Raw genomic sequence first — 24954 nt, forward strand, 5'->3', positions numbered from 1 at the left:
GCCCCCCTGGCTCGGCCTGCCAGAGCTGCCCGTGGTGAACTGGCCCGCTCCACCGACGACGAACCGGTGGACGGACTTCACTGACAAGCCAATACTCCAGCCGCCCGGAATCGTCCCAGGTCAGACAGCAAAGTCCTGCTGGAGTATCAGAGGTCGTCCACGTCGACCAGCCCGTCCTGGATGGCGCGGGCGACCAGGCTTGCCTTGGTCCGGGCGGGGCGGCCGACGTTCGCGTACTTGATGCGCACTCGGTCCAGATACGAGTTGACCGTTCGTACGGAGATCCCGAGACGCTGCGCGACCAACTCCTTCGACTCCGACTGGAACCACTCGATGAGCACGTTCTCCTCGCGCACGGAGAGCTGGGGGCGGTCGGCGCGGGTGTTTGTTCCCAGCGCGCCGGCCAGCGCGGGCGGCATGTAGGGCCGCTCATCGGCTGCCGCCAGCGTCGCCTCAACCAGGTGCTCCCGGCCCTCGCTCTTGGTCAGAAAGGTCGCGGCTCCCAGGTCCAGGCAGCTGAGCGCTGTCTTCTCGTCATCCCGCATCGAATAGACGACCACCTGCCGCCCGGCGTCGACGAGTCTTCGAAGACTGCCGAAGGCGGGGCCGCCCTCGCCCAGTTGCAGATCCAGGAGGACGACATCGGCCGTGCTGCCCGGCGCGGTCCAGGCTTCCCGTACGGAGCCGCCGGCCGCGACTACGGTGATGGGCCGCCGCGATACGGCGTACCACGCCTCTACGCCCGAGAGGATGGCGGGATGGTCGTCAACGACGACCACGCTGACCGGTGCGTTGGTACTCATGTCAGGTCAACTCCGGAGGCCGCCGGTCTACTCCAGCCAGCCTCCACCCACACACTTCCGCCGCGCGTTGTTCTGGCCACGGTCACCTTCGAGTCCGAGACATGGCCGTGTGCCTGAGCGGCTTCGTCCGCGCCACGGCCCCCGGCGCAGTCCTCGCTGACCACGCTCACACGGACCGTGCGGGGTGTCCATACGACGGTCACCCGCGCGGTCGACCGGGTACGGCCCAGAATCACCGTCACCGGGTCGACCAACTCCCTGCGTACCTCCACAGGCACCTCACCCGGCCGGCCTCGTACGGCCAGGCTCACCGTCACCCCTCGGTGCTCGGCCACCTCGACGCACGCCCGCAACTCGTTCAGCAGCGGGTCGGAGACGGCATCGCTCTCCGCGAACAGGCGCCGCATACGGGCGGCTTCCACGCCGCACCGCAGCCTGACCTCCTCATCGTGCGGGCTCAGCACACCGTGACCAAGACCCACGAGCAGTGGCACTGTCGTCGCCGTCAGGGCGCGGTAGCGGTCCTTGTGATCACGCTGCATGTCCTCGTGGATGCGTTCCCGGGTACGCAGTTCCTCCTCCCGTGCGGCCGCGGTCCCCGCTGCCGGCGCCGTGCCGTGGAGCAGGCGCGTCAGTAGTACACCGACGGAGAGCTGGAGGCCGCAGTTGGATATCGCGGAGATCCCCATGGTGGCCGACTCTGCGGCGGTTGGCGCCCCCGATAGGAACACAGCGGTCGCGTTGAGCCCGATATGTGCCCCGAGGAACGCCGCGAACGCCCTGACCCGCAGGTCTGCCAGCAGGAACAGCGCATGCCAGCCGACCAGTCCGAACGCCCAGTCCTCCGCACCGGTCAACCGCTCCGGCGGGAGCGTGAACGCGCCTGTCGCGGAAACGGTCAGCACCGCGCCCAGGCTCCACCAGCGCACCCTCGGCGGGATCTGCCTGCCACGCAGCAGATAGGCGGCGCCGGTCGCCGCGACGGCGACGAGGCAGACGAAGGCCGCCGTCTGTGCCCACGCGGGGCGGTACACGCTCTGGTAGGCCGTGAGCTGGTGCAGCGAGAGAGTGACCTGCGACAGCAGGCTGATCAGCAGCGCGGCCAGTTGGGCCCCGTGCAGCAGCTGCCTGCGGATGAGCATGACGACGGCCGTGTGCGCCCGGACGCGGGGCGGGCGCGGTATGCCCGTCGCCTGCGCTCCGTCCCCTGACTGTGACGCCCGGGCCCGGGCGTGCCAGCGCCACTGCACGCGGGTCCCGGTGCCCGGATGCGAGTAGACCGTGGCGGAGCCTCCGACCGCGTGCATCCTGCTGATGATGGAACCATTGATGCCCCGGCGCCGCGCGGGGACGGACTGCGGGTCGAAGCCCCGTCCCGTGTCGGACAGTTCGACGACGGCGCCGTCCTCCTCCGTCCATGCCCTGAGCTCCGCTTCCCGCACCCCGGCATGGCGTGCCACATTGGTGACGGCCTCCCGGACTCCGTTGAATATCGCAAGCCCAGGGCCGGACGGGACCGTGAGTGGGCCGTCGATGTGCGTCTTGAGCCGCACCCTGGCCTGTCCCTCGCCTTCGGGCACGCAGCCGAGAAGTGCCGCGAGGTCGACGCTCCCCGTCTCGAATCCGGGCACGGCGGACAGTGCCTCCAGATCCTGTCTGGCACGTGGAGGCAGCCACGACCAGTCCCGCCCGTCGCCCTGGGAGACCATCAGCAGCGTCGCGCTCGCCGTATCGTGCAGGGTCGCCAGGTACTCGCGCTCGGCCGCTCTCCGTGCGGCGGCGACATCGGCCTCCCGGCGTGACGCCGCCCTGAGCGCGGCCGACCGGTCAGCGGCCCTGGCCCGCGCTCGGACGATGAGGTAAGCGGCCCTCGACAGGCCCGCCAGGAAAAGCATGCGCACCAGGGGTATCAACTCCGGGCTGTGCCCGGGCGAGGAGAGGAGGTCGCCGAGCGCACAGGCGACAGCCCCCAGCGCGGCCAGGGCAGCCCCGGCCAGGGGGCGCGTCGCCCACTCGTGCTGGAAAGTGATGACGCAGATGCCGACAACCGCCTCCACCATCACATCCGCGCCGTCGCCGCCGAGCACCGGCTGAGACAGCCCTGTCAGCACCACCACGGCCGCGTCCAACGTCCACAGCGGGGCGAACGGGAGCGGGCGGCGCAGCGCATAGAGGCGCACACCGCAGGCGAGGAGAGCGGGCACCAGCAGAGACATCGCCAGGGGAATCTCCGCCACGTCCGCCGAGACGACGCCCAGCGCACTGCACAGACAGACCACGGTGGACCGGAGCCACACCCCGTACCGCTCAAGGGTCAGGATCAACAGGCGCTCGCTGGACCTGGGGCCGTCTATCGGCTCAGCGGCTCCAACCCGCTCCTCGTGCCCCCCATGCCGCATAGAAACAAGGGTAGTTGACCCACGATCAAGGAAGAACGCCCATTGGCGGCGGCAAGCGACCCGGCGCATGGGGATGCAAGATCACTGAGCTCTGGGCGGGCTGGGTCAGCGCGACCTTGACCAGAACGTCGTTGTCGGGGAAGTGGCGGTTCCAAGGGCCCGGCGAGGACAGGCGGAATGCGGATGGGCGTCCGAGGGGGAGTCGAACCGACACCCCAACCCTCCGACTTCGCGGTGGCCTGCGCCTTCGCTGCGAGCCACGGATCTGACGGACCTGTAGGGCGGCTTCTCGTGGTCCCAGCGGTAGCGGCAGCCGAGCTCAACAAGGTCACGGCTGTCAACCAGGGGCGGTCTCGTCCGCTGCCTCCGCGTATTCCCGTGTGTGCGGCGGCCGTTCCTTGTGGGGCAAACGACCGGCACACTCAGCGACCGGGCCGGGCTACTGTGCCCGTCGTGCGGGGCTGACACCGGCCGTGGCGGGCGCGCATGACCTCGCCTTCGCTTTCCCGCTCATGACCCGGACAGTCGGCACCGGCAGGGTCATGCCGGATCGAATTCGAGGCGGACAATCCTGCTGCCTCCCTCTCTGAAGAATGAGGAGAACGTATGTCCATCACGAGGGGTTTGGTCGCGCTTGCCGCATGTGCGGCTCTGGGCGTAACGGCGCTGAGCACGAGCCCTGCGTCGGCAAGTGTCTCGCAAGGGTACATCTTTGGTAGCGGCACGATCACCGATGACTGGGGGGATGAGGGCCCTCTTTGGGCGGGTGGCAACTATCAGATATCCAACGCGGTTGGTCTCTGGCAATACGTCCTGTGGGCAGAGGGCGCCACAGAACAGAACGGCACAGTTTACGACTACGCAGATATTGACTGCGATTTCGGTGCCAACACCACCTATGCAACCAAGAAACTGCAGGCGAGATGGGGCCTGGAGGCAGACGGGGTCGTGGGCAGCAAGACCTTCAGTATCGCGGACAACCACCTCCGGGGAAGCACGGGTGAGGTCACCTACTTCGGTAAAGCGCGCGCCGTTACGTTCGTACGAACCTCTGGTGGCGCCTACCGCTTTGAGAACCCTGAGGCGGGTGTGGGCTCGAATTGGTGGGAAACGGCAAAGTACGACCCCTTCGCGACCTGCTTTGTTCCTGGCGGCTGAACCCAGCACGGAGAGATGAGAGGCCGCAGTCGCCACTTGTGACGGCGGCCTCACCCGCGCTGAAGCACTCATCGCACAGAGCCCCGCACCGGGCCGGTCGCGTCTTCCCATGCGCCAACAGGGGAATGCCGCCCGCCCGGTCAAACGCGACCGGCAATACCCGCTGGAGCGGCGGCGGTCGTTCCGCAGATGTCCGCTCCCCAGATCGGGCCCCACACGGCGACCCCCTCGCCGGCGTGCCGCGGCGTCCGGCCCTTTGTTGCAGGGGCGTTGGCAGGATGCTGCCGAGGCGTGCCTCGTTTCCGGCGGCTGCCGGGACGGCAGATCCTCTCCCGGAACGGCGTCCCGGAACGGCTCCCTCCGAGGTCAGCGACGCTTGGTGCATACGCGTCAACCCGGTCTTTTCCGGGCCCTGTGCGGCAGGCGGAAGAGGCACCCGGCCTTTCCAGGCGCTCTCGTGAGGAGGCCTGCCCTGGTTCCGCGCTGCCGGGCCCCGGCACCGACAGAGCGGTCGGTGACGCGAGGCCCGTCCCGGCGTCGCGCACGGACGACGCGGGTTCTTCCCATGGAGGAGACCTCAGTGGTAACGATTCAACCCCGCCGAACATGGCTCGAGAAGGCCCGAAGCGGTGAAGTCATATTCGCGATGGCCTCCAACCTGGCCCAGAACTCCGGCCTCAGCTACTACGAGGCCGAGGAAGTGGTCCTCAGCAGACTCTCGGTCCCCCGGAACCTGACAGGTGGTGAGTGGACCCCCTGGAAGGGTGGCGTCTTCATCCACTACGAGGGCGGCGGAAGCATCAATACGCCTTCCTGCGAGGACTGCCAATACAAGATCGCCGAGATATGGATGGACCACTACCTCGGCGAGTTCGGCGACCTCGCCTACAACTACGTGGTCTGCCAGCACGGCACCATCTACCAGGGGCAGGGATACCAGCGTGGCGAGGCCAATGGCGGTTATCCGGCGGGCCAGAATCCGGCCGATCCTACGCTCCCGGCCCGGCACATCCGGGTCCCCACCTACGGAGTGGTGGGCCGCAACGCCGCGTTCTACTCGATCCTCGGACTCGTCAGCGCCAACGACCAGCCCAGTTCGGCACTGCGCACGACGATCCGGGACCTCGTATATCACCTGAGGTCCTACTCCAACCCGGACCGGCGGGCCGGGAACCTTCTCTACCCGCACCAGCACGGCGACGCAACCGACTGCCCCGGCCCGCTCCTTCCGTATACGCTGGACGGCTCGCTGGACCCTGGTGTGGTCGTGGTGCCCGGTCCGCAGGTCTCCATCATCCCGCGGGAGTCGTGGGGAGCCCGGCCGCCGACGGACGAGTACCCGGTCGCGCTCTCCCAGCGCACAGGGTTTACCGTGCACTACTCCGCGGGACCGCCCACCCAGACCGTCAAGCAGATCCAGAACTTCCACATGGACGGCCGCGGCTGGCCAGACATCGGCTACAACTTCCTTGTCGACCGGCAGGGATGGATCTACGAGGGCGTCGGCTGGAACCACCGCGGCTCGCACGCGGTCAACTACAACACCACCCACATCGGGGTCTGCTTCATCGGCAGTGACGGGGACGCCACGGCCGCGGCGAAGTCGTCGATCCGCTCCCTCTACTACAAGGCCTCGGAGCTCTGCGGCCGCACACTCAACGCCACCTATCACAGCGGCCTGCCCGGCGCCTCCACCGCCTGCCCCGGTAACGACCTGCGTAACTGGGTGCTGGGCGGCATGGACGGCGAGGACATCCCGATCGTGGTGAGCCCCGGCACCGGTTCTGGGGGCCGCAGCGACATCCGCTCAGTGGTGTCCCAGCAGTGGGCCGTGAACCTCCTCGGGTACACCCCCCGACTGGTCGAGGACGGGGTCTTCGGTGCGCTCACCCTCGCCGGTGTGAAGTGGCTGCAGGGCGTGGTCGGGGTCGAAGCCGACGGCAAGTGGGGCCCGATCACCGAGAGCGCGTACAAGGCGTACGTCGCGGGGGGCGGGGGCGGCGGGCGGACCGACATCCGCTCGGTCCGGGGCCAGCAGACTGCGGTGAACAACCTCGGGTACCAGCCGCCGCTGGTCGTGGACGGAGTCTTCGGCGCGGCCACCGCGGCGGGTGTGAGCTGGCTGCAGCAGCAGCTCGGCCTCGAGGCGGACGGCTTGTGGGGCCCGATGACCGAGGACGCCTACAGGGAGCGGTCCGGCGAGACCGGCTGGTCCGGCGGCGCCAACACCACCATCCGGTCGGTGGTGCAGCAGCAGACCGCCGTCAACCGGCTCGGGTACTCGCCGGCCCTGGTCGTCGACGGGGTCTTCGGCCAGTACACCTTCAACGGTGTCCGCTGGCTGCAGGAGCAGGTCGGCACCCTGGCCGACGGGCTCTGGGGGCCGGCCACGGAATCCGCGTACACCGCCTACCTCAACGGCGAGGCCCTCGCCGTCGACGGCGTCTTCGGCACCGCGACGAAGCGTGCCCTGCAGCGCGCCGTCGGTGTCGAGGCGGACGGTGTGTGGGGTGATGCGTCCAAGCGCGCCACTCAGCGGCACCTCAACCTGTGGGCGGACGCGGGACTCGTCGTCGACGGTGTCTTCGGCACCGGAAGCGTCCAGGCCATGCAGCGCCACATCAACACGATGACACGCGCCGGACTCGTCACCGACGGAGTCTGGGGCGCCGGCACCACGCGAGCCCTGCAGACCGCACTCAACCAGGGGAAGTTCTGACATGAGTCAGCCCAACGAAGACGCCGTGCGCACCGCGGGCGCCGTTTCCGGTGCCTTTGCGAGTGCCCCTGCCGGGGTGTCCCGTCGTACCGTCCTGACCACGACCGCGGCGGTGGCCCTCTCGGTGACCGGCACGGCGGGTCCGGCGCACGCCGCGCCCGGACCGGGTGGCGCGGCCACGCCGGTGTCCGTGCCGTCGCCGCCGTTCCGCGCGGTGGGCGCGTCCACGGCGGACCGGGTCACCGTGCCGTCCGGGTTCCGGTCCGACGTACTGGCCCGCTGGGGGGACGCCCTTACCCGTAGCGCACCGGCCTGGCAGCCGGACGCGGGCGGTGCTGGGGCGGTGGCGGACGCGCAAACGGCCCAGGTCGGTAGCCACCACCATGGTGTCGAGTTCCTCCCGCTCACCGACGGCAAAGGCTTGCTGGTCCTCACCCACGAGGCCGCCCCCGGCATCACCGTGTCCGGGGCGGGGGCGCCGCGCCTGGCCATGGCCGCGCAGGGCGTCACTGTCGCCGCCGTGCACCGCGCCGCCGGCGGCACCTGGGCCCTGGCCGGGTCCCGGTTCAACCGGCGGATCACCGCGGACACCCCGGTACGGCTCTCCGGCCCGGCTGGCGGCCGCGAGGCACGGGGCGTGCTGGCGCCCGGCGCCACCGGCGTCACCCCGTGGGGCACCCTCCTGATCGCAGAGGAGAACGCCAACGCGGCCTTCGGTACGGACAGTCCGGACTGGCGGCGCGATGAGACGGCCGTACGGTACGGCTTCTCCGCGAGCGGCTTCGGCGCGCCCTGGCACACCGCCGACGCCCGCTTCGACCTCGCGGACGAGGGGGCCCGGCCGGAAGACCAAGGCTGGATCACCGAGCTGGACCCGCAGGACCCCGCCTCTGTCCCGGTGAAGCGGACTGCCCTCGGCCGCTTCTGGCACGGTGCCGCCACCGTCACCGAGGTGAACGGCCGGGTCGTGGTGTACAGCACGGACGCCGAGGACGGCGAGTACCTCTACAGGTACGTCAGCGCGCGGCCGTGGCGCACCCTGCGCGCGCAGGGCGAGGACCCGTTGGACCACGGCACGCTGTCCGTGGCCCTGTTCGGCGCGAATGGCTCGGGGCGCTGGCTGCCGCTGGTCTTCGGCAGTGGGCCGCTCACGGCCGGGAACGGCTGGCGGGACCAGGCCGACGTCCTGGTCCGGGCCCGCCTCGCTGCCGACGCCGTGGGCGCCACCCCGTTGGCCAGGCCCGAGCGGGTCGCCGTACACCCGGGTACCGGGGAGGTGTATCTCGCCGTCGTCGGCGGGACCGCGACCCCGGCCTGCACCGGACACGCGGAGCAGGGCCAGGAGCACCAGCGGGCAGGCTCGGGTGGGGCGGCGGCCGCCGGGCAGGCCACCGGTGCCGGACGCTACGGCCGGGTCGTGCGCTGGACCGAGACCGGCGGCACCAGCACGGAGGGCGGGACCTTCGCCTGGGAGGTGTTCCTCTCCGGCGGCGACCCGGCATTGACCCCGGACGGCCTGTTCGCCGGGCCGAAGAACCTCTGGTTCGGCACCGACGGCAGGCTGTGGATCTCCACCGGTGTCCCCGGCCACAGCCTTGCCGACGGCGACGACACCGTCTTCGCCGAGGTCGGCAACAACGCGCTCCTGGTCGCCGACACCCGGACCCGGGAGGTGGCCCGGTTCCTGGTCGCTCCCCGCGGTGCCGAGGTCGCGGGCGCGTCCGCCACTCCGGACGGTGACGCGCTCTTCGTCAACATCCAGCACCCCGGCCAGCGCACTCGTGCCTGGGGCATCCCCACGGCCGCGGACCCGCGGGCTGTGAGTTCCTGGCCCGACGGCGAGGCGGCGGCCCGGCCGCGCTCGGCGACCGTGACGGTCCGGCCGGCGTAGCGGGGGCGGCCTGGTTGCGGTCCCGTGACCGCAACCAGGCAGCAGGAGCGGTTCGGGGGTGCGGCCCGGGACCACACCCGTCGGCAGCGGGGGCGGCGCGGGGGTGTACACGCCGTCGCGCTCTCGCGCGTGATGTTGCGCGGCTTCACGACGACCGCCGCCTCGGGAAGGTCGTGGGGACGTCCTGAACCCGGTGCCCACGGCGTCCCATCGCTGGGTGTCGTGTTCCAGCCGGGGTTCCGCTCGTGCTGAGGAGCGGGCGCTCCGGCTCTCATCGATTACGCGATGGTGCTTCCAGCGGACAGAATGCCTGGCTCACGGCTATCTTGACCGCCGGTGTGTCCGGGGCCCACAAGTGGGGGTGGGCGTCGGATGCTCGGCGACTTCCTGCTCCTGCCGAGATTCCGGCCTGGTTTCTGCCCGTGGGGCCACGCGTTGCAAGATCTCAGATAGGCGCTCGGAGGCGACGGATTGGGGCGCGCTCGACGGGACGGCCGGATTTGAGACGACCAGCCTTTGGGCCATGGCGCTGCGCGGGCGGCTGGTCACGTGCAGGGCGGAGGGAGGCCATGGTCGGTTAGGGTCGCCTCGTGGCGGACGAAGCGGCTCCGTCCCAGTGAAATTGATTGGCCTGGGGTGCGTCGCGGCTGTGAAGGAGTCGGCTGATGCATCCTCGTTGTGCCCTGATGTGCCCTCGCGGTGGGTGATCTGGGTAAAATTGCAGGTCAGAGGCATGCTCTGGGGGCACAGTGCGACTGAGAGTGGAATTCACGACCGAGCCGTTCGACCTCGACGAGGCACCTGCGCACGCGCTGGTGGCCCGTGAGGTCGTGGAGGCGGCGGAGCTGGACGCGGTGGACGTCGGTCCGTTCGGCAACACCGCGGAGGGCGGGGCCGACGCCGTGCTCACCGCCGTGGACGCGCTGCTGCGCAAGACCCTCGAGGCCGGCGCCACCCGGATCTCGCTCCAGGTCAACGTGATCGCGGAGGGCGAGAAGTGAGCGAGGACGAGCCCTTCATCACGGCCGTGAAACCGCTGGTCGACGCCATGGGCGGCGAGATACTCCCGCCGGACGAGGCCGGCCCCGACGACGTCGTGCTCTCCTGGAACGGTGCCGATGTCGTCGCCGTACGCCTCCCGCAGCTCGCCGACTCCCTCGATCACATCCTCGCCGCCATGGAGCGCAAGAAGGGCAAGCCGCTGGCCGAGCTGGACCGCAAGGCCAAGCAGGAGGTCGTACGGACACTGGAGGCGCGGGGCGCCTTCTCCGTGCGGCACGGCGTGGAGACCGTGGCGAGCGCGCTCGGGGTGAGCCGCTTCACGGTCTACAACTACCTGAACCGCGAGAAGAACGTCTGAGGCGGCCTGCTCAGGTTCCGGTACCGCGAATTTTCAACAAAGTGTTGACGTCTCGTCGTCGCAGGGCGTTAGCTATCGGCACGCCCGTTCAGCACGAAGGCCCTTCGCGGCCACGGAGGCTCCCGTGACGTCGAATTCCACGCCCCCGGGCCTGGCCCGGTTCAACGCCCTGGAGGAGCACGCGGCCTACGCCGCTCTCCACGAGGCGTGCGCCTCCACCACATGGGCGAAGCGGCTGCTCGCCGCCCGGCCCTACGCCACCCCCGACGACCTCTACGCCGCCAGTGACGCCGCGATGGCCGAGCTGACCGCCGTGGACCTGGAGGAGGCGATGGCCGGGCACCCGCCGATCGGCCGCCCCAAGCCGGGCGACCCGACCTCGGCCCGGGAGCAGCGCGGCATGGCCGGCGCCTCCGCGGAGCTCAAGGCGGAGATGCTCGAACTGAACCTGGCCTACCAGGAGAAGTTCGGCCATGTCTTCCTGATCTGCGCGACCGGCCGGACCGGCGAGCAGATGCGGGACGCGGTCAAGGAGCGGATCGGCAACTCGCCGGAGCGGGAGCGGGAGATCGTCCGCACCGAGCTGGGGAAGATCAACCGCATCCGACTGGCCAACCTCGTAGAGGAAGATCAGACATGAGCACGAGCACCACCGCCTCCGTGTCCACCCACATCCTGGACACCAGCATCGGCCGCCCCGCCGAGGGCGTCGCCGTCCACCTCTCCGCCCGCGCCGGGCGCGATGCGGACTGGCAGGCGCTCGGCGGCTCGGCGACCGACGCGGACGGCCGGTGCAAGGACCTGCCGGCGCTGCCGGAAGGGACGACCCATGTACGGCTCGACTTCGCCGTCGAACCGTACTTCGAGAAGTTCGCGAAGAAGCAAGCCGATGCGCAGCAGGACGCCCCCGCGAATCGGGACAGCGGTGCCGTGTTCTTTCCGGAGGTGGCCATCACCTTCGCCGTGAAGGCCGGTGAGCACTACCACGTACCGCTGCTGCTCAACCCGTTCGGCTACTCCGTATACCGAGGGAGCTAGCAGACACCATGCCCACGATCCTGGGACAGAACCAGTACGGCAAGGCCGAGAACCGAGTCGTCAAGATCACGCGGGACGGCGCCACCCACCACATCAAGGACCTGAACGTGTCCGTGTCGCTCTCCGGCGACATGGACGAGGTCCACTACTCCGGCTCCAACGCCAACGTCCTGCCGACCGACACCACCAAGAACACGGTGTACGCGTTCGCCAAGGAGCACGGCATCGAGTCCGCCGAGCAGTTCGGCATCCACCTGGCCCGGCACTTCGTGACCTCGCAGGAGCCGATCAGGACGGCCCGTATCCGCATCGAGGAGTACGCCTGGGAGCGGATCGACAACTCCGGGAAGGGCGAGCACTCGTTCGTCCGCAAGGGCCAGGAGACCCGGCTCACCCAGATCACGTTCGACGGCTCGTCGTGGGAGGTCGTCTCCGGTCTCAAGGACCTGACCGTCATGAACTCGACCGACTCCGAGTTCTGGGGCTACGTCAAGGACAAGTACACGACCCTCCCCGAGGCGTACGACCGCATCCTGGCCACGTCCGTCTCCGCCCGCTGGCGCTTCAACTGGTCGGCCGACGAGCAGGAGATGCCCGACTGGGACACGTCCTACGAAGAGACCAGGACGCACCTGCTCCGGGCCTTCGCCGAGACGTACTCGCTGTCGCTCCAGCAGACCCTGTACCAAATGGGCGCGCGCATCATCGACAACCGCAGCGAGATCGACGAGGTCCGCTTCTCGCTCCCGAACAAGCACCACTTCCTCGTCGACCTGGAGCCGTTCGGGCTGAAGAACGACAACGAGGTGTACTTCGCCGCCGACCGCCCGTACGGCCTGATCGAAGCCACCGTCCTGCGGGACGGCTGTGAGGCGAGGATCCCGGTGGACCTCACCAACCTCTGATCAACTCCATATTTCGGCACCCGCGGCCGGGGGACACGGATTTCAGAAGGCTCCCCGGCCGCGGCACTCAAAACTCCCAGGGTCCTGCCGTGCCCTCTCCACATCAGCGCAAAGGACGAACCATGGCAGCAGACCGGCGCATCGTCATCGAGAACTGTGCGATCGCGACCGTCGACGCGAACGACACCGAGTACGCGAACGGGTACGTCGTCGTCGCCGGCAACCGCATCGAGTCGGTCGGCGCAGGCAGAGCCCCCGAGGGCCTGGAGAACGTCGACCGCCGTATCGACGCCTCCGGTCACCTCGTGACCCCCGGCCTGGTCAACACCCACCACCACTTCTACCAGTGGATCACCCGGGGCCTGGCCACGGACCACAACCTCTTCAACTGGCTCGTCGCCCTCTACCCGACCTGGGCACGCATCGACGAGCCGATGGTGTACGCGGCGGCCCAGGGCTCGCTCGCGATGATGGCCCGCGGCGGCGTCACCACCGCCATGGACCACCACTACGTCTACCCGTACGACTCCGGCGACCTGTCCGGCGCGATCATCCGCGCCGCCCGTGAGACGGGCGTCCGCTTCACCCTCGCCCGCGGCTCCATGGACCGCAGCGAGAAGGACGGCGGGCTGCCGCCGGACTTCGCCGTCGAGACCCTCGAGGGCGCGCTGGCCGCGACCGAGGAGACCGTCAACAAGCACCACGACGCCTCCTTCGGCGCGATGACCCAGGTCGCCGTCGCGCCCTGCTCACCGTTCTCCGTCTCCACCGAACTCCTCCGGAAGGGCGCCGAGCTGGCCCGCCGCCTCGGCGTACGGCTGCACACGCACGGTTCGGAGACGGTCGAGGAGGAGCAGTTCTGCAAGGAACTGTTCGGCATGGGCCCGACCGACTACTTCGAGTCCACCGGCTGGCTCGGCGAGGACGTGTGGATGGCGCACTGCGTCCACATGAACGACTCCGACATCGCCGCCTTCGCCCGCACGAAGACGGGTGTCGCCCACTGTCCGTCCTCCAACGCCCGCCTCGCGGCCGGCATCGCCCGCGTCCCCGACATGCTGGCGGCCGGTGTCCCGGTGGGCCTCGGCGTCGACGGTACGGCGTCGAACGAGTCCGGGGAGCTGCACACCGAGCTGCGCAACGCGCTGCTCATCAACCGCCTCGGCGCGCATCGCGAGGCCGCCCTGAACGCCCGGCAGGCGCTGCGGCTCGGGACGTACGGCGGCGCCCAAGTCCTGGGCCGTGCCGCGGAGATCGGCTCGCTGGAGCCGGGCAAGCTGGCCGACCTGGTGCTGTGGAAGCTGGACACCCTGGCCCACGCCTCGATCGCCGACCCGGTGACGGCGCTGGTCTTCGGGGCGGCGGCGCCGGTCACGGCCTCCTTCGTCAACGGCCGCCAGATCGTCGAGGACAACCGCCTGCTGCACGTCGACGAGGACGCGATCGCGCGCTCGACGCGGGCGGAAGCGCAGCGCCTGGCGCAGATCTCGGCGCAGGCCTGATCGCCGTACTGAATCTCCTTACTGCATACGGCATTTGATCTCCGGCCGGGAGGGACGGCTCCCGGTCGGCAGCCGTGGATCCGAGCGAGGTCCATGGCGGCCGTCTCCGGGGCGCGCGTCGGACGCGTGCGCCCCGGAACGGTCACCGTTCCCCTCCCTGAGAACGGGTCCGTCCTGGTCCCGCACGACCACACGCATCACCTCCATGAAACCCACGTCAATGCCGACGTGTTAGCCGCTCGGAGGAGCCGCCGTGTCCGATCAGCCAGTCGACGCGACCCACCCCGTCGACGAGAAACTCCCCGCCCTCAAAATGGCGACCACCGGCCTGCAGCACGTGGCCGCCATGTACGCGGGCGTCGTCGCCCCACCCCTGATCGTCGGCGCGGCCATAGGCCTGACCGCCACCGACCTGACCTTCCTCACCGGCGCATGCCTGTTCACCGCGGGCCTCGCCACCTTCCTCCAAACCCTCGGCATCTGGAACATCGGCGCCCGGCTGCCGTTCGTCAACGGCGTCACCTTCGCGGGCGTCGCCCCGATGACCGCGATCGTCGCGTCCACCGAGGACAAGTCGGATGCGTTGCCGATCATCTTCGGTGCGGTGATCGTGGCGGGGCTCCTCGGTTTCCTGGCCGCCCCCTTCTTCAGCAAGGCGGTCCGCTTCTTCCCGCCGGTGGTGACCGGCACGGTCATCACGCTGATCGGTATCTCCCTTCTCCCGGTCGCCTTCGGCTGGGCGCAGGGCCCCAACCCGGCGGCGGACGACTACGGTTCGGCGACGAACCTGGGCCTGGCGGCCGGAACCCTGCTGATCGTGCTGCTCCTGCGCCGCTTCACCCGGGGCTTCGTCAAGCAGATCGCCGTGCTGCTCGGCCTGGTCGTCGGCACGCTGGTCGCGATCCCGTTCGGCGTCACGGACTTCGGCCCGGTGGCGGACGCGGACGTCATCGGCTTCCCGACCCCGTTCCACTTCGGCGCACCGCAGTTCCAGCTCGCCGCGATCATCTCGCTGTGCGTGGTGATGGTGGTGTCGATGACCGAGTCGACCGCCGACATGCTGGCGTTGGGTGAGATCGTCGAGCGCCCGGCCGACGAGAAGACCATTGCGGCCGGCCTGCGCGCCGACACCCTCGGCTCGGCGATCAGCCCCCTCTTCAACGGCTTCATGTGCAGCGCCTTCGCGCAGAACATCGGCCTGGTGGCGATGACGAAGATCCGCAGCAGGTACGTCGTCGCCACGGGCGGCGCCTTCCTGGTCCTGATGGGCCTGTGCCCGATGGCCGCGTCGCTCATCGCGGTCGTACCGCGCCCGGTGCTCGGCGGCGCGGGCGTGGTCCTGTTCGGCTCGGTCGCGGCCAGCGGCATCCAGACCTTGGTCCGGGCCGGCCTGGAGAAGGACAACAACGTCCTGATCGTCGCCGTGTCGCTGGCCGTCGGCATCATCCCGATCACCGCGCCGGAGTTCTACCACTCCTTCCCGGAGACCGCGAGGATCGTCCTGGACTCGGGCATCTCGACGGGTTGCGTGGCGGCGGTCCTGCTGAACCTGGTCTTCAACCACCTGGGCAAAGGCCGGGATGCGCAGGACGTGACCCATCCGATGGAGGCGGGGGAGGAGATCACCGGGGCGGCGACGACCCGGGCCCCGGCCACTTCATGAGGTTGGCGAACAGCTCGGCCTGCTCGACGGCGTCGTCCAGCGCATGGTGGGTGTGGCGACGTCTCGACAGCAGCTCGCGCGGCATCGTGCCCTTGGCCACCGCCCGCAGCGGCAGCCCGGCCTTGGTCGCGTACAGCGTCTTCATGTCGATGCAGCCGGAGTGGCCGAAGGGGCTCGAACCGGTGAAGCGGATCAGGTACCAGTACAGGAATGTCCAGTCGTACGAAGCCGGATAGCCGCACATCACCGGCTGCGCGTCGCCGCTGACCTCGCGTACCCAGCGTGTGAGCTGCGTGAGTGCCAGGGCGGGGGCGAGGCCCTCCGTCCCGAGGCGCTCGCGGTCGAGTCCGCTCACCGCGAGCGCCTCGGGCACGAACTCCTCGCTGATCGGGCGCAGTTCGCGGTAGAAGGTGTGCTTCTCCGGGTCGGCCGCGGTGAATCCGTTGGCGTCCTGCACTCCGGCGACCGCCGCGCCGAAGCTCAGCATGGAGTAGGGCCCGGGAATCGGGCCGTCGGCCTCGATGTCGACGGAGATGTAGAGGCTGGGTCTGATACGTCGTGCGGCCATGGAGTGGGAGCATCCCAGGTGGCCGGAGCTTCCCGCATCCGAATTCCGTTTAGGCTTCCACCTCGGTCAACTCACGGTTGACCAGGGATCCAGGGGATGAGGGGGAAGTGGGCCGATGAACCATGCCACCGAGGTGTTCCAGCCACTGCAGGCGGACGATCCTCCCGTCGTGGCCGGCTACCGCCTCGCCGCCCGGCTCGGCGCGGGTGGCATGGGCCGGGTCTACCTGTCGCACACGCAGGGCGGCCGACCGGTGGCGATCAAGGTGGTACGGCCGGAGCTGGCCGACGACCCGGCCTTCCGGCGGCGGTTCCGCCGGGAGGTGGAGGCGGCCCGGCGGGTCCGGGGCGCGTACACCGCCGAGCTGATCGACGCCGACGCGGACGGCGTACCGCCCTGGCTGGCCACGCTCTACGTACCCGGGCCCTCCCTGGCCGAGGCCGTGGCCCGGCGCGGACCGCTGCCGGTGCCCGCGGTGCTGTGGCTGGTGGCGGGGGTGGCCGAGGCGCTACAGGCCATCCACGCCGCGGGAATCGTCCACCGGGACCTCAAGCCGTCGAACGTGCTGCTGGCCGCCGACGGTCCACGTGTGATCGACTTCGGCATCTCGCTGGCCGCTGACCTCAGCTCGCACACCGCCACGGGCTCCGCCGTCGGTACGCCCCAGTTCATGGCCCCCGAGCAGGCGACCGCGGGTGAGGTCACAGCGGCGACCGACATCTTCGCACTGGGCCAGACGGCGGCGTTCGCGGCGCTGGGCGAGCCGCTGTACGGGGACGGCCCCGCGCCCAGCGTGCTCTACCGGATCGTGCACGAAGAACCCCACCTGTCCCGGCTGTCCGAGCCGCTCCGTCCGCTGATCGCCCGGTGTCTGGCCGCAGATCCGGAGGAGCGGGCCACCTTGGCGGAGGTCGTCGAGTGGTGCCGGCAGCGGCTGGGCGGGGACGCCGACGCGGGCGCGGGACCAGCCGTCTGGCGGGACGTCATGGGACCGGAGGTGACGGTTCCGGCTCCGGTCCCCGAGCCCACCCGGGTACAAGCGGTGCCGTTGGTCGTTACGCAACCGCAGCCGACGCTGCCGGGCGTGCGGCGGGCGAGCAGACGACGTACCGCGCTGATCACGGCCGCGGCCGTGACGGCGGGGGTGCTGCTGACGGGCCTGGTGTGGACGGTCCCGGATGCGAGGGACAGGTTCCGCGACTGGGTGGCGGGCGCACGGTCGACCCCCGGCTCGGAGGAGTCCGCACGGTCGTCGGCGTCGGAGTCGTCGACGGCGTCGCCATCGGCATCCGGGACGGCGTCGGGGGCCGGTGGCGGGGCACCGGAAGCGGCACGACCGTCCCCGACCGCGTCCAAGTCGCCGCAAGCCATCCCGAACACCCAGCTGTGGCTGGACGCGAAGACCTCGCTGAGCTTCGAGAAGCCGGTCCAGCGCAGGGACCGCAAGGGGGACATCCGCTTCGTGTGCGAGACCGGGGAGCCCGACTGCACGCTGGAGAGCGACACCAGCGTGTTCGTCCAGATGATCGGCGCGTCGGGGACTTCCCTCGACGAGTGCCGTCTCTTCCTGGCCAGCGCCGAAAGCCGCCGCTGGCCGCTGGCCGCGGCGGCGAACGGCAGCGAGATCTGTGTCAAGCACTCCTCCGGGGACATCGCGCTGATCGTGATCGAGACGAAGTCGACCGCACTGCCGGAACTAGCCTTCTTGACCGTGTCCATGACGATCTGGCGGGCGGCGGCCTAGGGCGTGTATCAAAAGTGGATCTTGAATGATGAATGATCGTGGTTCATGGTGCGGGGAGATCTCACGGATGCACAGTGGGCGATGTTGGAGCCGTTGTTGCCCAAGGGAGCGAAGGTGGGACGGCCGCCCGTCTGGCCCCGGCGACAGCTGATCGACGGCATACGGTTCCGGTTCGGACAGGAGTTCCTTGGCGGGATGTGCCCGTCGAGTACGGTCCGTGGGGCCGGATCTACGATCTGTTCCGCCGGTGGCAACGAGACGGCACCTGGCACCGGGTCCTCACCCGACTTCAGTCCCAGGCCGACACGAAGGGCGGGATCACGTGGGACCTGAGTGTCGATTCCACAGTGTGTCGCGCCCATCAGCATGCGGCAGGGGCCAGGAAGCAGGGCGATCTACAGAAGGAACCGCCGGACGGAGTGCTGGCCGAGCCCAGTGATCACGGGCTGGGACGCTCACGTGGCGGGTTCACCACCAAGCTGCACGTGGCTGTCGAGCAGGGCCAAAAGCCCATGTCGATCGTGGTGACGGCCGGGCAGCGCGGCGACTCGCCGCAGTTCGAGCCCGTGCTGGAGAATGTCCGCGTACCCCGCATCGGATCGGGCCGGCCACGCGTCCGCCCCGATCGAGTACGCGCTGACAGGGCGTACTCCTCCCGCAAGAACCGCGCCTACCTGCGCCGCCGTGGAATCCGCTGCACCATCCCATACAAGGCTGACCAGGCCCGCAACCGCAGGAAGCTCGGCTCCCGTGGCGGCCGACCGCCGCGCTTCGACGCGGTGGATTACCGCGAGCGCCATGCGGTCGAGTGCGGGATCAACCGACTGAAAAGGCACCGGGCAGTGGCCACGAGGTACGACAAGCTCTCCGTCCGCTACGAGGCGACTGTGCTGGTCGCGGCCGTGAACGAGTGGCTGTGACCAGCACCGTCGCAACGGCCCTCAGACGACGTCGAATTCGTTGCCCTCGGGGTCCTGCATGGCGGCGGCGTAGAGCCCCATGTCCGGCTCATCCTTAATCCGCAGCACGGTGGCACCAGCTTTGACCAGCCGTTCCACCGTGGCCTTGACCCGCTGTGTGCGGACATCCAGTGGGACGTCACGGCCCCCACCGACCTTCAGGTCGAAGTGCCACCGGTTCTTGGCGACCTTCGACTCCGGAACCTGCTGGAACCACACCCTCGGTCCACGTCCCGCGGGATCGATGATCGACTCCGGAATATCCCCGGCACCGGCCGGCAATTCTGCCTCGGGCACCCCCACCGCCGCCCAGTAAGCACGCCATGTGGCGTGCCCGCCAGGCGGAGGCTCAGGCACGTAGCCCAGGGCCTCGGCCCAGAAAGTCACCATTCTCTGCGGATCGGAGCAGTCGATCGTCAGCTGCACTGTCATCTCCATGCTCGGAGCATCCCAGGCAGGTCTGACAGACGATCCACTTTCGCAACAGGCCCTGGTAGTGCAGGCAGTCGGACGCCGGCGTCGGCGCTCGCGGGGTGGACGGCCGCCGGGCTTTGATGCCGCGCGGTACAAGAAGCGCGGCGTATTGAGCCCAGTTAATAGACGGCAAAGGCGATCAGCGCCCTGCTGCGCCTACGACTGAGCCCCTGACAATCCGGCAGGGGCTCAGTGCTGCTTGATCCCAGGTCATTCGGGCGCCTTGTTGTACTTGGCGATGGTGGCCTTGCTGGTGTCGGCGTCCATGAACCGTAGTTCCCACGGACCCGTGTTCACGTCGAACTCCTTACCGAACCCGACCCACTTGCCCGCCATGCGGCGGCCGGTCGGCTCCACCAGCATCTGGATGGCACCGAAGTACCGCGCACCCCGGTAGTAGCCCTCGCTCGCGGTCTGCTCGGTCCATGTGCCGGTGATGATGCCGCCGTCCACCTGGAGGTCCAGCGTCAGTGGGCTGTCCGGGTTCAGTGAGCCCTGGGGCAGGCTGCGGCCCGTCAGCCGATTGCCGTGCTGGAGCAGCGCCACGTGGTGCTTGCCCATGAAGGTCGAGTCCCGGCCGCTGGAGAAGTACTCATAGGTGCTCAGCCAGATGCCGGAGTAGTTACCCCGGGGTGCGGCTTGGGCCGTGGGCTGGCCGCCGGCAGCCGGGATGCCCACCGGGGAGTCCTGTAGGTCGTGCCCGCCGTGGCCGTCGTCGGTCACGCGGACCTGCGGCACCGGGGCCGCGAAGCCCAGGGACTCGATCGGCAGGCCAGTCACCATCTCCAGCGCCCGGGCGTACACCGGCCGGGGCGCCGCCGTCTCACCGCTCTCCCAGCGCTGCACCAGCCGCTTCGTAGCTTCGTTCGGCTGGCCCGAGCGCTGTCCGGCGTCACGTACCGCCCTGGCAGAACTCCGCGAGTCCTGCCAGGGCGAGCCGTGCCACTGTGCCGGGTCAGCGGGTGAAGGTGACCCGGTGCTCCTTCAGGGCACCGCAGTTGGAGCCCGTCACCTGTACATACACGTTGTTGATGTGACCGCCCCAGTCGACGCAGTGGGCCTTGCCGTAGACGTAGGTCGGTCCGGCGTACGACGTGTACCGCCCGTAGTCCTCGTCGTATTCCTCGGTGTCGGGGACGTAGATCCACGCGGACATGTCCACGGCGGTGCCCGGGTTGTTGCGGATGGTCGCCACGCAGTTCTTGCCGTTGGAGGCGTTGTACGTCAGGTAGACGGTGCCCAGCGAGCCGACGGGTGCCGAGTTCACGGTCTTGTAGCCGCTTCCGCAGACCTTCTGCGGGGTGGTGTTGGGTGCGGCGGAGGCGGGCGCCGTCAGGGCGGCCGTGGTGCCCACCGTCAGGGCCGCCAACGCGGCAGCTGACAGGACGGAACGTGCATATCGCATATTTCCCCCTGGTCTCCATTGGAGGTGGTTGTTCCTGCATGGTGTGACCCACGGGGTATGCGAATGGTTGTGCTCAGTTCTACCGCTTCCGCAGCACCGCGGCCGCCGGCACCAGCGTCCCCGCCGCCATCAACGTCCCTGCCTGGTATGCCAGTTGGTAACCCTCCGCCGTGGCCGCCACCGGATCGGCGCCACCGGCGAGCAGGTCGTCGGTGTGACTCGCCGCCAGGACCGAGAGCACCGCGAACCCCAGCGAACCGCCCACCACCTGTGTGGTGTTGAAGAGTCCCGACGCCGGCCCGGCATCCTCCTCACGGGCCCCCGACATCGCGAGCCCGGTGAGCGCGGGCATCGCGGCGGCGAAGCCGGTGGCGAGCAGGAGCAACGGCGGGAGCCCGATGGGCAGGTTGATCAGGAAGATCCAGTGCCAGTTCAGGGCCTCCGTCAGCGCCCCGCCGAGGAACGTGCCGAGGGCTCCGCCCGCCGCGCCGACCGCGCTGAACGCCGCGATGGCGCGGGCCTGTTCCCGTGGCTCAGGGAAGAGCGCGACCAGCATGCCCAGCACCGAGTTGGAGCGGAGCATCGAGGGGATCAGCCGCCGGATGCTGACCCTCACCCTGCGCAATCTCGAGCGCGACGGCCTCGTCACCCGCACGGTCCATCCGACGGTGCCGCCGAAGGTGGAGTGCGAACTCACGCCGGTGGCCTGGGAGTTGCACGAGACCCTGCAACGCCTGACCGGCCGGGCCGAGTGGAACAGGGTCTACATCGCCGAGTCGCGCGCGGCCTACGACGAGGAGCGCGCACCGGAGTTGGTGCGACCACGGTCTCATCGCGTGGCGGAGGTGCGCCGGTACCGTGCGGCGGGTTGAGAGCCGGAGAGGTTGCCGCTCAGAGTCAGGCGCGCGGCCTGGTAGGCATCCCACAACTCGGCGTCGGGCAGTGCCGGGATGGTCACGAACTCGCCGTCGTCGAGCCCCGCGAGCGCGGCGTCGACCATGTCGTCGACGGTCATCACCCACTCCTGGGGCAGGTTCTCCACCGGGGTGCCGGCGATCTCCCAGAAGTCCGTCGCGGTGGCTCCGGGCAGCACCACCTGCACCCGCAGTCCCTTCTCGCCCAGCTCGTGCCGCAGCGACTGACTCAGTGCCAGCACGAACGCTTTGGAGGCGCCGTAGACCCCGTTGAGCAACTCGGGGACGACGGCGACGATCGATCCGATGTTGATCACGGTGCCGCCGCCTCGGGACACCGCACCAGGGGTGAACGCATAGGTGAGCCGGGTCAGTGCGGTCGCATTGAGGGTGATCATGGATTCCATCGCGTCCACGTCCGAGTCCACGAGCGTGGACACCGCACCGAAACCGGCGTTGTTCACCAGCACCGAGATGTCCGCGTTCGAACGCAGGACCTGTTCGACGCGGCGCAGATCCTCGGCTTGCCCGAGGTCTGCGGTCAGGACCTCCACCGAGCGGCCGGTCCCGGTCGTGATCCGCTCGGCCACCGCGTCCAGCCTTTCCCGGTTGCGCGCCACCAGGATCAGGTCGTGGCCGCGCCGGGCCAGTCGGTCGGCGTACACCGCGCCGATGCCGGAGGAGGCGCCGGTGATCAGGGCGGTTCCCGATGTAGCACTCATTGTGTCGTCATTCCTTCGCATCGCAGGTGAGGAACGATGTGGTCAGTAGATCCACCACGCGTATCCGTTGAAGTAGGCACGGAGCAGCAGGCCCCCCACAGCAGGCGAGGCCGAAGCCGTCCAGGCTCACGATGCTGCTGGCCCGATTCTGCATCAGACATAACCGTAAGCCTTTCACTTATGTCGAGCAAGGTGAGTCTCAACATAACCGACTATGCTTTGGGTATGTCCTATGCGGCCACTGAACGCTTTGGGATGGAGTCGGCCCCCGGCGGGCTCGCCCTGGTGCAAGACCTGCTCAACACCATCGGCGTGGGGGGACCGAGCCACCCGGACCTGCTGCAGGAGGTGCGACCTGCGCAGGAGTGGCTGAACGCTGCGCTGGAGCGGTGGGCGGAGGCGACCGGAGCCGGCCGGCCGCCGGACATCGCGCTCACGGAGCGGGACCTGCCCCGGCTGCGTGCGCTCCGGGACCGACTGCGAGCAGGGCTGAACCACCAGAACCCGTCCGACGCCGAACCGGCCCGGCCCGGCCCGGAGCCGACCGGCTCACTACGCCTCGCCCTGACCTCCGACGGTCGGATCGAGGTGCACCCGGAAGGACGGGGCGCCCGATGGATCACCTCGTCGCTGCTCGGCGAGATCTACGACGCGCAGCAGAACGACACCTGGCGGCGACTGAAGATCTGCCGATCCGAGAAGTGCGCCGTGGCCTTCTACGACCGCTCGCGGAACAACAGCGGGGTCTGGCACGACGTACGCATCTGCGGCAACGCCGTCAATCTGCGGGCCTCCCGGGCCCGCCGCAGGCAGTTGCCCTGACCACTGGTGGCGCATCGCCGCCAAGCAGCCCGATGTACAGACGTGCACTCCAGCTCGCCGTCCGCTACGAGGCGACCGTACTGGTCGCAGCCATCAACGAGTGGCTGTGACCAGCACTTTCGAAATACGCCCCTAGAGCCCGAACAGGCTCGGGTCCGACGCCAGCTCTTTGAAGACCTCCCGGGGATCGGTGACCAGCCTGCGCTCCTCGAGGTTGAGGAGGCCGCCGACCGCCGTGATCTCGGCCGCCACCGTGCCGTCCGTCTTGCGGATCGTCTGCTCGATGCGGAACGTCTTGCCGCTACCCCAGTCGAAGGCGCACGTGACCTCGACCTCGTCGCCCGCGAGCAGCTCCCGCTTGTAGCGGATCGTCGTCTCCAGGGCCACCGGACCCACGCCCTTGCCGATGAGACCGGCCTGGCTGATACCGGCGGCCTGCAGCAGCGACCAGCGGGCGTGCTCCGCGTAGTTGAGGTACACGGCCTGGTTGAGGTGCCCCTGCACATCCGTTTCGTACCCACGGACGGTCACCGGAACGGAAAACGGCTCGGTCACGACTTCCCCTTCTCCTGGCGCGGTTGGTGGTTCAACCGATCCTGACATGTGCCCCTTACATCCGTCGCGGAGATGCCAGGAGATAACGAGCCCTCGTCCGCGGCTCCGTGTACTCGCCGACCTGCCAGCCCGCCTTCTCCAGCGTGGCCGCGCAGGCCCGCAGCCCCTCGGGATCCGGTTCGCGGACGGCCACCGCCTCCGGCTGCGGGGTCGCCCGAACCCGGTAGCCCGCGGCATCCGGCTCCGGTCCGGCCGGGAGGTGCCCGGCCGCCTCCAGGGCGAGTGCGGCGGCCTGCACCAGATGCTTACGCTCCCACCCGCACGGCCGGTCCATGGCACCGTCCGGATTGGTCATCCGGCGCAGCTCCAGCAGCCCCTGCCAGGCGCTGTGCACCTCACGGACGCGCGCCGGGCCCATCTCCGGGGCGCTCTCCTCACCGCCGATGCGGGCGGCGAACACACCGGTGGCGGCGGGAGCCTCCACTGCAGGCTCGGGGGCTTCGGGTGCCGCCTCCCGTATTCGATGCCCCGCCGGCGTCAGAAAGTGATCGTGCGGCGGCCGCGGGTGCCGGAAGGCGAGCCCCCGCTTCACCAGCGCCGCGAGCTGTGCCTCCGTACCGCGCAGCCGCCCGGTGACCGGATCGGCGGCGTCGATGACACGCCGCTGGGCGGCGGTGGGCGGTCGTGTCACGGCGTGCTCCTTCCCGGCGCTGGTCACTGTTCCCATCGCTTCGAAGGCTACGACGAGGGTCTGACATTCCACCCGGCGATCACCGGCCGCCCGTGCTCCGTGCTCAGCCGGCACAGCGTGCCCGTCGCCAGCTGGAACAGCGCGCCGGCCGCCGGCGACAGCCCCAGCCGCCGCGCCGTCAGTACCCGCAGGAAGTGCCCGTGCGACACCAGCACCACACACCCCTCGGTGTTGGCGAGCGCGGCATCCACCTTGGCCAGCATCCGGTCGGCACGCTCCCCGACCTGCTCCACGCTCTCCCCGGGATGCTCCGTCGGCCCGGGCGGCACTCCGTCCGCGAACAGGAACCAGCCGGGCCGGTCACGCTGGATCTCGACGGTGGTGATCCCCTCGTAGCCGCCGTAGTCCCACTCCGCGAGATCCGCATCGACCCGTGGGCCGTGCAGCCCGATCAGCTCTGCCGTCTCCCGGGCCCGCTGCAGCGGGCTGACGAACGCGGCCCCGATCCGGTGCGAGCGGATCAGCGGCACCAGCGCCCGTGCCTCGTCCCGCCCGTGCTCGGTCAGCGGCACATCGGTCCGCCCGGTATGCCGCCCGGACCGCGACCACTCGGTCTCCCCGTGCCGGACGAGAAAGAGATCACCCATGCGGCAAGGCTAGGA

At 69.5% G+C, this 24954-nt stretch carries 23 protein-coding genes and 2 pseudogenes; 14 read left to right on the forward strand and 11 right to left on the reverse strand.

Annotation, left to right across the window (positions count from 1 at the left end; translation table 11 throughout):
• Positions 1 to 146: 146 nt before the first annotated feature.
• Together ACFVJQ_RS24565 and ACFVJQ_RS24570 are read right to left on the reverse strand one after the other, a co-directional pair.
• Positions 147 to 803 (reverse strand): response regulator, encoded by a 657-nt coding sequence (locus ACFVJQ_RS24565; RefSeq protein ID WP_385515161.1) that lies wholly within the window; start codon positions 801 to 803, stop codon positions 147 to 149.
• Entirely contained in the window at positions 800 to 3127 is a 2328-nt protein-coding gene (locus tag ACFVJQ_RS24570) for a sensor histidine kinase (RefSeq protein WP_385786867.1), read from the reverse strand. Before ACFVJQ_RS24570 ends, ACFVJQ_RS24565 begins: the two co-directional genes overlap by 4 nt.
• A 681-nt stretch (positions 3128 to 3808) precedes the next feature.
• Here ACFVJQ_RS24570 and ACFVJQ_RS24575 point away from each other — a divergent pair.
• The 10 genes from ACFVJQ_RS24575 (at position 3809) to ACFVJQ_RS24620 (ending at position 15438) form a co-directional block, all read left to right on the forward strand.
• Complete coding sequence (locus tag ACFVJQ_RS24575) at positions 3809 to 4360, forward strand: peptidoglycan-binding protein (protein ID WP_385786870.1); 552 nt, start codon at positions 3809 to 3811, stop codon at positions 4358 to 4360.
• 646 nt (positions 4361 to 5006) lie between these two features.
• Positions 5007 to 7079, forward strand: coding sequence for an N-acetylmuramoyl-L-alanine amidase (locus ACFVJQ_RS24580; protein WP_385786873.1), 2073 nt, complete (start codon positions 5007 to 5009; stop codon positions 7077 to 7079).
• Between the two features lies 1 nt (position 7080).
• Positions 7081 to 8970: a PhoX family protein gene (locus tag ACFVJQ_RS24585; RefSeq protein WP_385786876.1), complete on the forward strand. Its 1890-nt coding sequence runs from the start codon at positions 7081 to 7083 to the stop codon at positions 8968 to 8970.
• A 749-nt stretch (positions 8971 to 9719) separates the two neighbouring features.
• The gene (locus tag ACFVJQ_RS24590; protein ID WP_385786879.1) at positions 9720 to 9971 is read left to right on the forward strand and encodes a hypothetical protein; all 252 of its coding nucleotides are present in this window, start codon (positions 9720 to 9722) and stop codon (positions 9969 to 9971) included.
• 47 nt (positions 9972 to 10018) lie between these two features.
• Positions 10019 to 10330, forward strand: a complete 312-nt coding sequence (locus ACFVJQ_RS24595) for a helix-turn-helix domain-containing protein (RefSeq protein WP_385787019.1) — start codon at positions 10019 to 10021, stop codon at positions 10328 to 10330.
• 124 nt (positions 10331 to 10454) lie between these two features.
• Positions 10455 to 10970 carry a 2-oxo-4-hydroxy-4-carboxy-5-ureidoimidazoline decarboxylase gene (gene uraD / locus ACFVJQ_RS24600; protein ID WP_385786882.1) on the forward strand — a complete coding sequence of 172 codons (516 nt, stop codon included), beginning with the start codon at positions 10455 to 10457 and terminating at the stop codon, positions 10968 to 10970.
• On the forward strand, positions 10967 to 11368 hold the full coding sequence (uraH, locus tag ACFVJQ_RS24605) for a hydroxyisourate hydrolase (protein WP_385786885.1): 402 nt from the start codon (positions 10967 to 10969) through the stop codon (positions 11366 to 11368). Before uraD ends, uraH begins: the two co-directional genes overlap by 4 nt.
• A gap of 8 nt (positions 11369 to 11376) precedes the next feature.
• Positions 11377 to 12273: a factor-independent urate hydroxylase gene (gene pucL / locus ACFVJQ_RS24610; protein WP_385786888.1), complete on the forward strand. Its 897-nt coding sequence runs from the start codon at positions 11377 to 11379 to the stop codon at positions 12271 to 12273.
• A gap of 122 nt (positions 12274 to 12395) precedes the next feature.
• A complete protein-coding gene (locus ACFVJQ_RS24615; RefSeq protein WP_385786891.1) occupies positions 12396 to 13775 on the forward strand; it encodes an 8-oxoguanine deaminase in 1380 nt (459 codons plus the stop codon).
• 253 nt (positions 13776 to 14028) lie between these two features.
• The gene (locus tag ACFVJQ_RS24620) at positions 14029 to 15438 is read left to right on the forward strand and encodes a nucleobase:cation symporter-2 family protein (protein ID WP_385786894.1); all 1410 of its coding nucleotides are present in this window, start codon (positions 14029 to 14031) and stop codon (positions 15436 to 15438) included.
• Here ACFVJQ_RS24620 and ACFVJQ_RS24625 read toward each other — a convergent pair.
• Positions 15398 to 16006, reverse strand: coding sequence for a 3'-5' exoribonuclease domain-containing protein (locus ACFVJQ_RS24625; protein ID WP_385786897.1), 609 nt, complete (start codon positions 16004 to 16006; stop codon positions 15398 to 15400). The two genes, ACFVJQ_RS24620 and ACFVJQ_RS24625, sit on opposite strands and share 41 nt — an antisense overlap.
• Positions 16007 to 16121: 115 nt before the next feature.
• Between ACFVJQ_RS24625 and ACFVJQ_RS24630 the strand changes: the two genes are divergently transcribed.
• A complete protein-coding gene (locus ACFVJQ_RS24630; protein ID WP_385786899.1) occupies positions 16122 to 17750 on the forward strand; it encodes a serine/threonine-protein kinase in 1629 nt (542 codons plus the stop codon).
• A 45-nt stretch (positions 17751 to 17795) separates the two neighbouring features.
• A protein-coding gene (locus ACFVJQ_RS24635; RefSeq protein WP_385786902.1) for an IS5 family transposase occupies positions 17796 to 18670 on the forward strand; the annotation gives its coding sequence in 2 pieces (ribosomal slippage) (positions 17796 to 17922 and positions 17922 to 18670; 876 coding nt in all).
• Between the two features lie 21 nt (positions 18671 to 18691).
• Here the strand turns inward: ACFVJQ_RS24635 and ACFVJQ_RS24640 are convergent.
• The 4 genes and pseudogenes from ACFVJQ_RS24640 to ACFVJQ_RS24655 all read right to left on the reverse strand — a co-directional run.
• Positions 18692 to 19147: a VOC family protein gene (locus ACFVJQ_RS24640; protein ID WP_385786905.1), complete on the reverse strand. Its 456-nt coding sequence runs from the start codon at positions 19145 to 19147 to the stop codon at positions 18692 to 18694.
• A 246-nt stretch (positions 19148 to 19393) separates the two neighbouring features.
• A pseudogene (locus ACFVJQ_RS24645) lies at positions 19394 to 20092 on the reverse strand (XRE family transcriptional regulator); the annotation flags it as partial.
• Between the two features lie 46 nt (positions 20093 to 20138).
• Positions 20139 to 20588 carry a spore-associated protein gene (locus ACFVJQ_RS24650; protein WP_385786908.1) on the reverse strand — a complete coding sequence of 150 codons (450 nt, stop codon included), beginning with the start codon at positions 20586 to 20588 and terminating at the stop codon, positions 20139 to 20141.
• A gap of 79 nt (positions 20589 to 20667) precedes the next feature.
• Positions 20668 to 21168: pseudogene (locus ACFVJQ_RS24655) on the reverse strand (MFS transporter); the annotation flags it as partial.
• Between ACFVJQ_RS24655 and ACFVJQ_RS24660 the strand changes: the two are divergent.
• Positions 21098 to 21460, forward strand: coding sequence for a winged helix-turn-helix transcriptional regulator (locus ACFVJQ_RS24660; protein WP_385786911.1), 363 nt, complete (start codon positions 21098 to 21100; stop codon positions 21458 to 21460). The pseudogene ACFVJQ_RS24655 and the gene ACFVJQ_RS24660 sit on opposite strands and share 71 nt — an antisense overlap.
• Here ACFVJQ_RS24660 and ACFVJQ_RS24665 read toward each other — a convergent pair.
• Positions 21418 to 22224 (reverse strand): SDR family NAD(P)-dependent oxidoreductase, encoded by an 807-nt coding sequence (locus ACFVJQ_RS24665; RefSeq protein WP_385786914.1) that lies wholly within the window; start codon positions 22222 to 22224, stop codon positions 21418 to 21420. The genes ACFVJQ_RS24660 and ACFVJQ_RS24665 overlap by 43 nt on opposite strands.
• 225 nt (positions 22225 to 22449) lie before the next feature.
• Here ACFVJQ_RS24665 and ACFVJQ_RS24670 point away from each other — a divergent pair, with 225 nt between their 5' ends.
• Entirely contained in the window at positions 22450 to 23046 is a 597-nt protein-coding gene (locus tag ACFVJQ_RS24670) for a CGNR zinc finger domain-containing protein (protein WP_385786917.1), read from the forward strand.
• Between the two features lie 132 nt (positions 23047 to 23178).
• On the opposite strand, the gene ACFVJQ_RS24675 is transcribed toward ACFVJQ_RS24670, so the two are convergent.
• Genes ACFVJQ_RS24675 through ACFVJQ_RS24685 form a run of 3 tightly spaced genes read right to left on the reverse strand, consistent with a single transcriptional unit; the run spans position 23179 to position 24939 of the window.
• Complete coding sequence (locus ACFVJQ_RS24675) at positions 23179 to 23601, reverse strand: acyl-CoA thioesterase (protein WP_385259877.1); 423 nt, start codon at positions 23599 to 23601, stop codon at positions 23179 to 23181.
• Between the two features lie 55 nt (positions 23602 to 23656).
• Positions 23657 to 24292 carry a hypothetical protein gene (locus ACFVJQ_RS24680; protein WP_385786920.1) on the reverse strand — a complete coding sequence of 212 codons (636 nt, stop codon included), beginning with the start codon at positions 24290 to 24292 and terminating at the stop codon, positions 23657 to 23659.
• A gap of 47 nt (positions 24293 to 24339) precedes the next feature.
• Positions 24340 to 24939, reverse strand: coding sequence for a histidine phosphatase family protein (locus ACFVJQ_RS24685; protein WP_385786923.1), 600 nt, complete (start codon positions 24937 to 24939; stop codon positions 24340 to 24342).
• Between the last annotated feature and the right edge of the window lie 15 nt (positions 24940 to 24954).

Source organism: Streptomyces sp. NPDC127197 (genome assembly GCF_042672405.1).
GTDB classification, from domain to species: domain Bacteria; phylum Actinomycetota; class Actinomycetes; order Streptomycetales; family Streptomycetaceae; genus Streptomyces; species Streptomyces flavusporus.

What these genes read in the sequence shown, in the direction of transcription:
- ACFVJQ_RS24565 (WP_385515161.1), bottom strand. Translation starts at nt 803, where the DNA reads ATGAGTACCAACGCACCGGTCAGCGTGGTCGTCGTTGACGACCATCCC.
- ACFVJQ_RS24575 (WP_385786870.1), top strand. Translation starts at nt 3,809, where the DNA reads ATGTCCATCACGAGGGGTTTGGTCGCGCTTGCCGCATGTGCGGCTCTG.
- ACFVJQ_RS24580 (WP_385786873.1), top strand. Translation starts at nt 5,007, where the DNA reads ATGGCCTCCAACCTGGCCCAGAACTCCGGCCTCAGCTACTACGAGGCC.
- ACFVJQ_RS24585 (WP_385786876.1), top strand. Translation starts at nt 7,081, where the DNA reads ATGAGTCAGCCCAACGAAGACGCCGTGCGCACCGCGGGCGCCGTTTCC.
- ACFVJQ_RS24595 (WP_385787019.1), top strand. Translation starts at nt 10,019, where the DNA reads ATGGGCGGCGAGATACTCCCGCCGGACGAGGCCGGCCCCGACGACGTC.
- uraH (WP_385786885.1), top strand. Translation starts at nt 10,967, where the DNA reads ATGAGCACGAGCACCACCGCCTCCGTGTCCACCCACATCCTGGACACC.
- pucL (WP_385786888.1), top strand. Translation starts at nt 11,377, where the DNA reads ATGCCCACGATCCTGGGACAGAACCAGTACGGCAAGGCCGAGAACCGA.
- ACFVJQ_RS24615 (WP_385786891.1), top strand. Translation starts at nt 12,396, where the DNA reads ATGGCAGCAGACCGGCGCATCGTCATCGAGAACTGTGCGATCGCGACC.
- ACFVJQ_RS24625 (WP_385786897.1), bottom strand. Translation starts at nt 16,006, where the DNA reads ATGGCCGCACGACGTATCAGACCCAGCCTCTACATCTCCGTCGACATC.
- ACFVJQ_RS24630 (WP_385786899.1), top strand. Translation starts at nt 16,122, where the DNA reads ATGAACCATGCCACCGAGGTGTTCCAGCCACTGCAGGCGGACGATCCT.
- ACFVJQ_RS24640 (WP_385786905.1), bottom strand. Translation starts at nt 19,147, where the DNA reads ATGGAGATGACAGTGCAGCTGACGATCGACTGCTCCGATCCGCAGAGA.
- ACFVJQ_RS24650 (WP_385786908.1), bottom strand. Translation starts at nt 20,588, where the DNA reads ATGCGATATGCACGTTCCGTCCTGTCAGCTGCCGCGTTGGCGGCCCTG.
- ACFVJQ_RS24660 (WP_385786911.1), top strand. Translation starts at nt 21,098, where the DNA reads ATGGCGCGGGCCTGTTCCCGTGGCTCAGGGAAGAGCGCGACCAGCATG.
- ACFVJQ_RS24665 (WP_385786914.1), bottom strand. Translation starts at nt 22,224, where the DNA reads ATGAGTGCTACATCGGGAACCGCCCTGATCACCGGCGCCTCCTCCGGC.
- ACFVJQ_RS24670 (WP_385786917.1), top strand. Translation starts at nt 22,450, where the DNA reads ATGTCCTATGCGGCCACTGAACGCTTTGGGATGGAGTCGGCCCCCGGC.
- ACFVJQ_RS24685 (WP_385786923.1), bottom strand. Translation starts at nt 24,939, where the DNA reads ATGGGTGATCTCTTTCTCGTCCGGCACGGGGAGACCGAGTGGTCGCGG.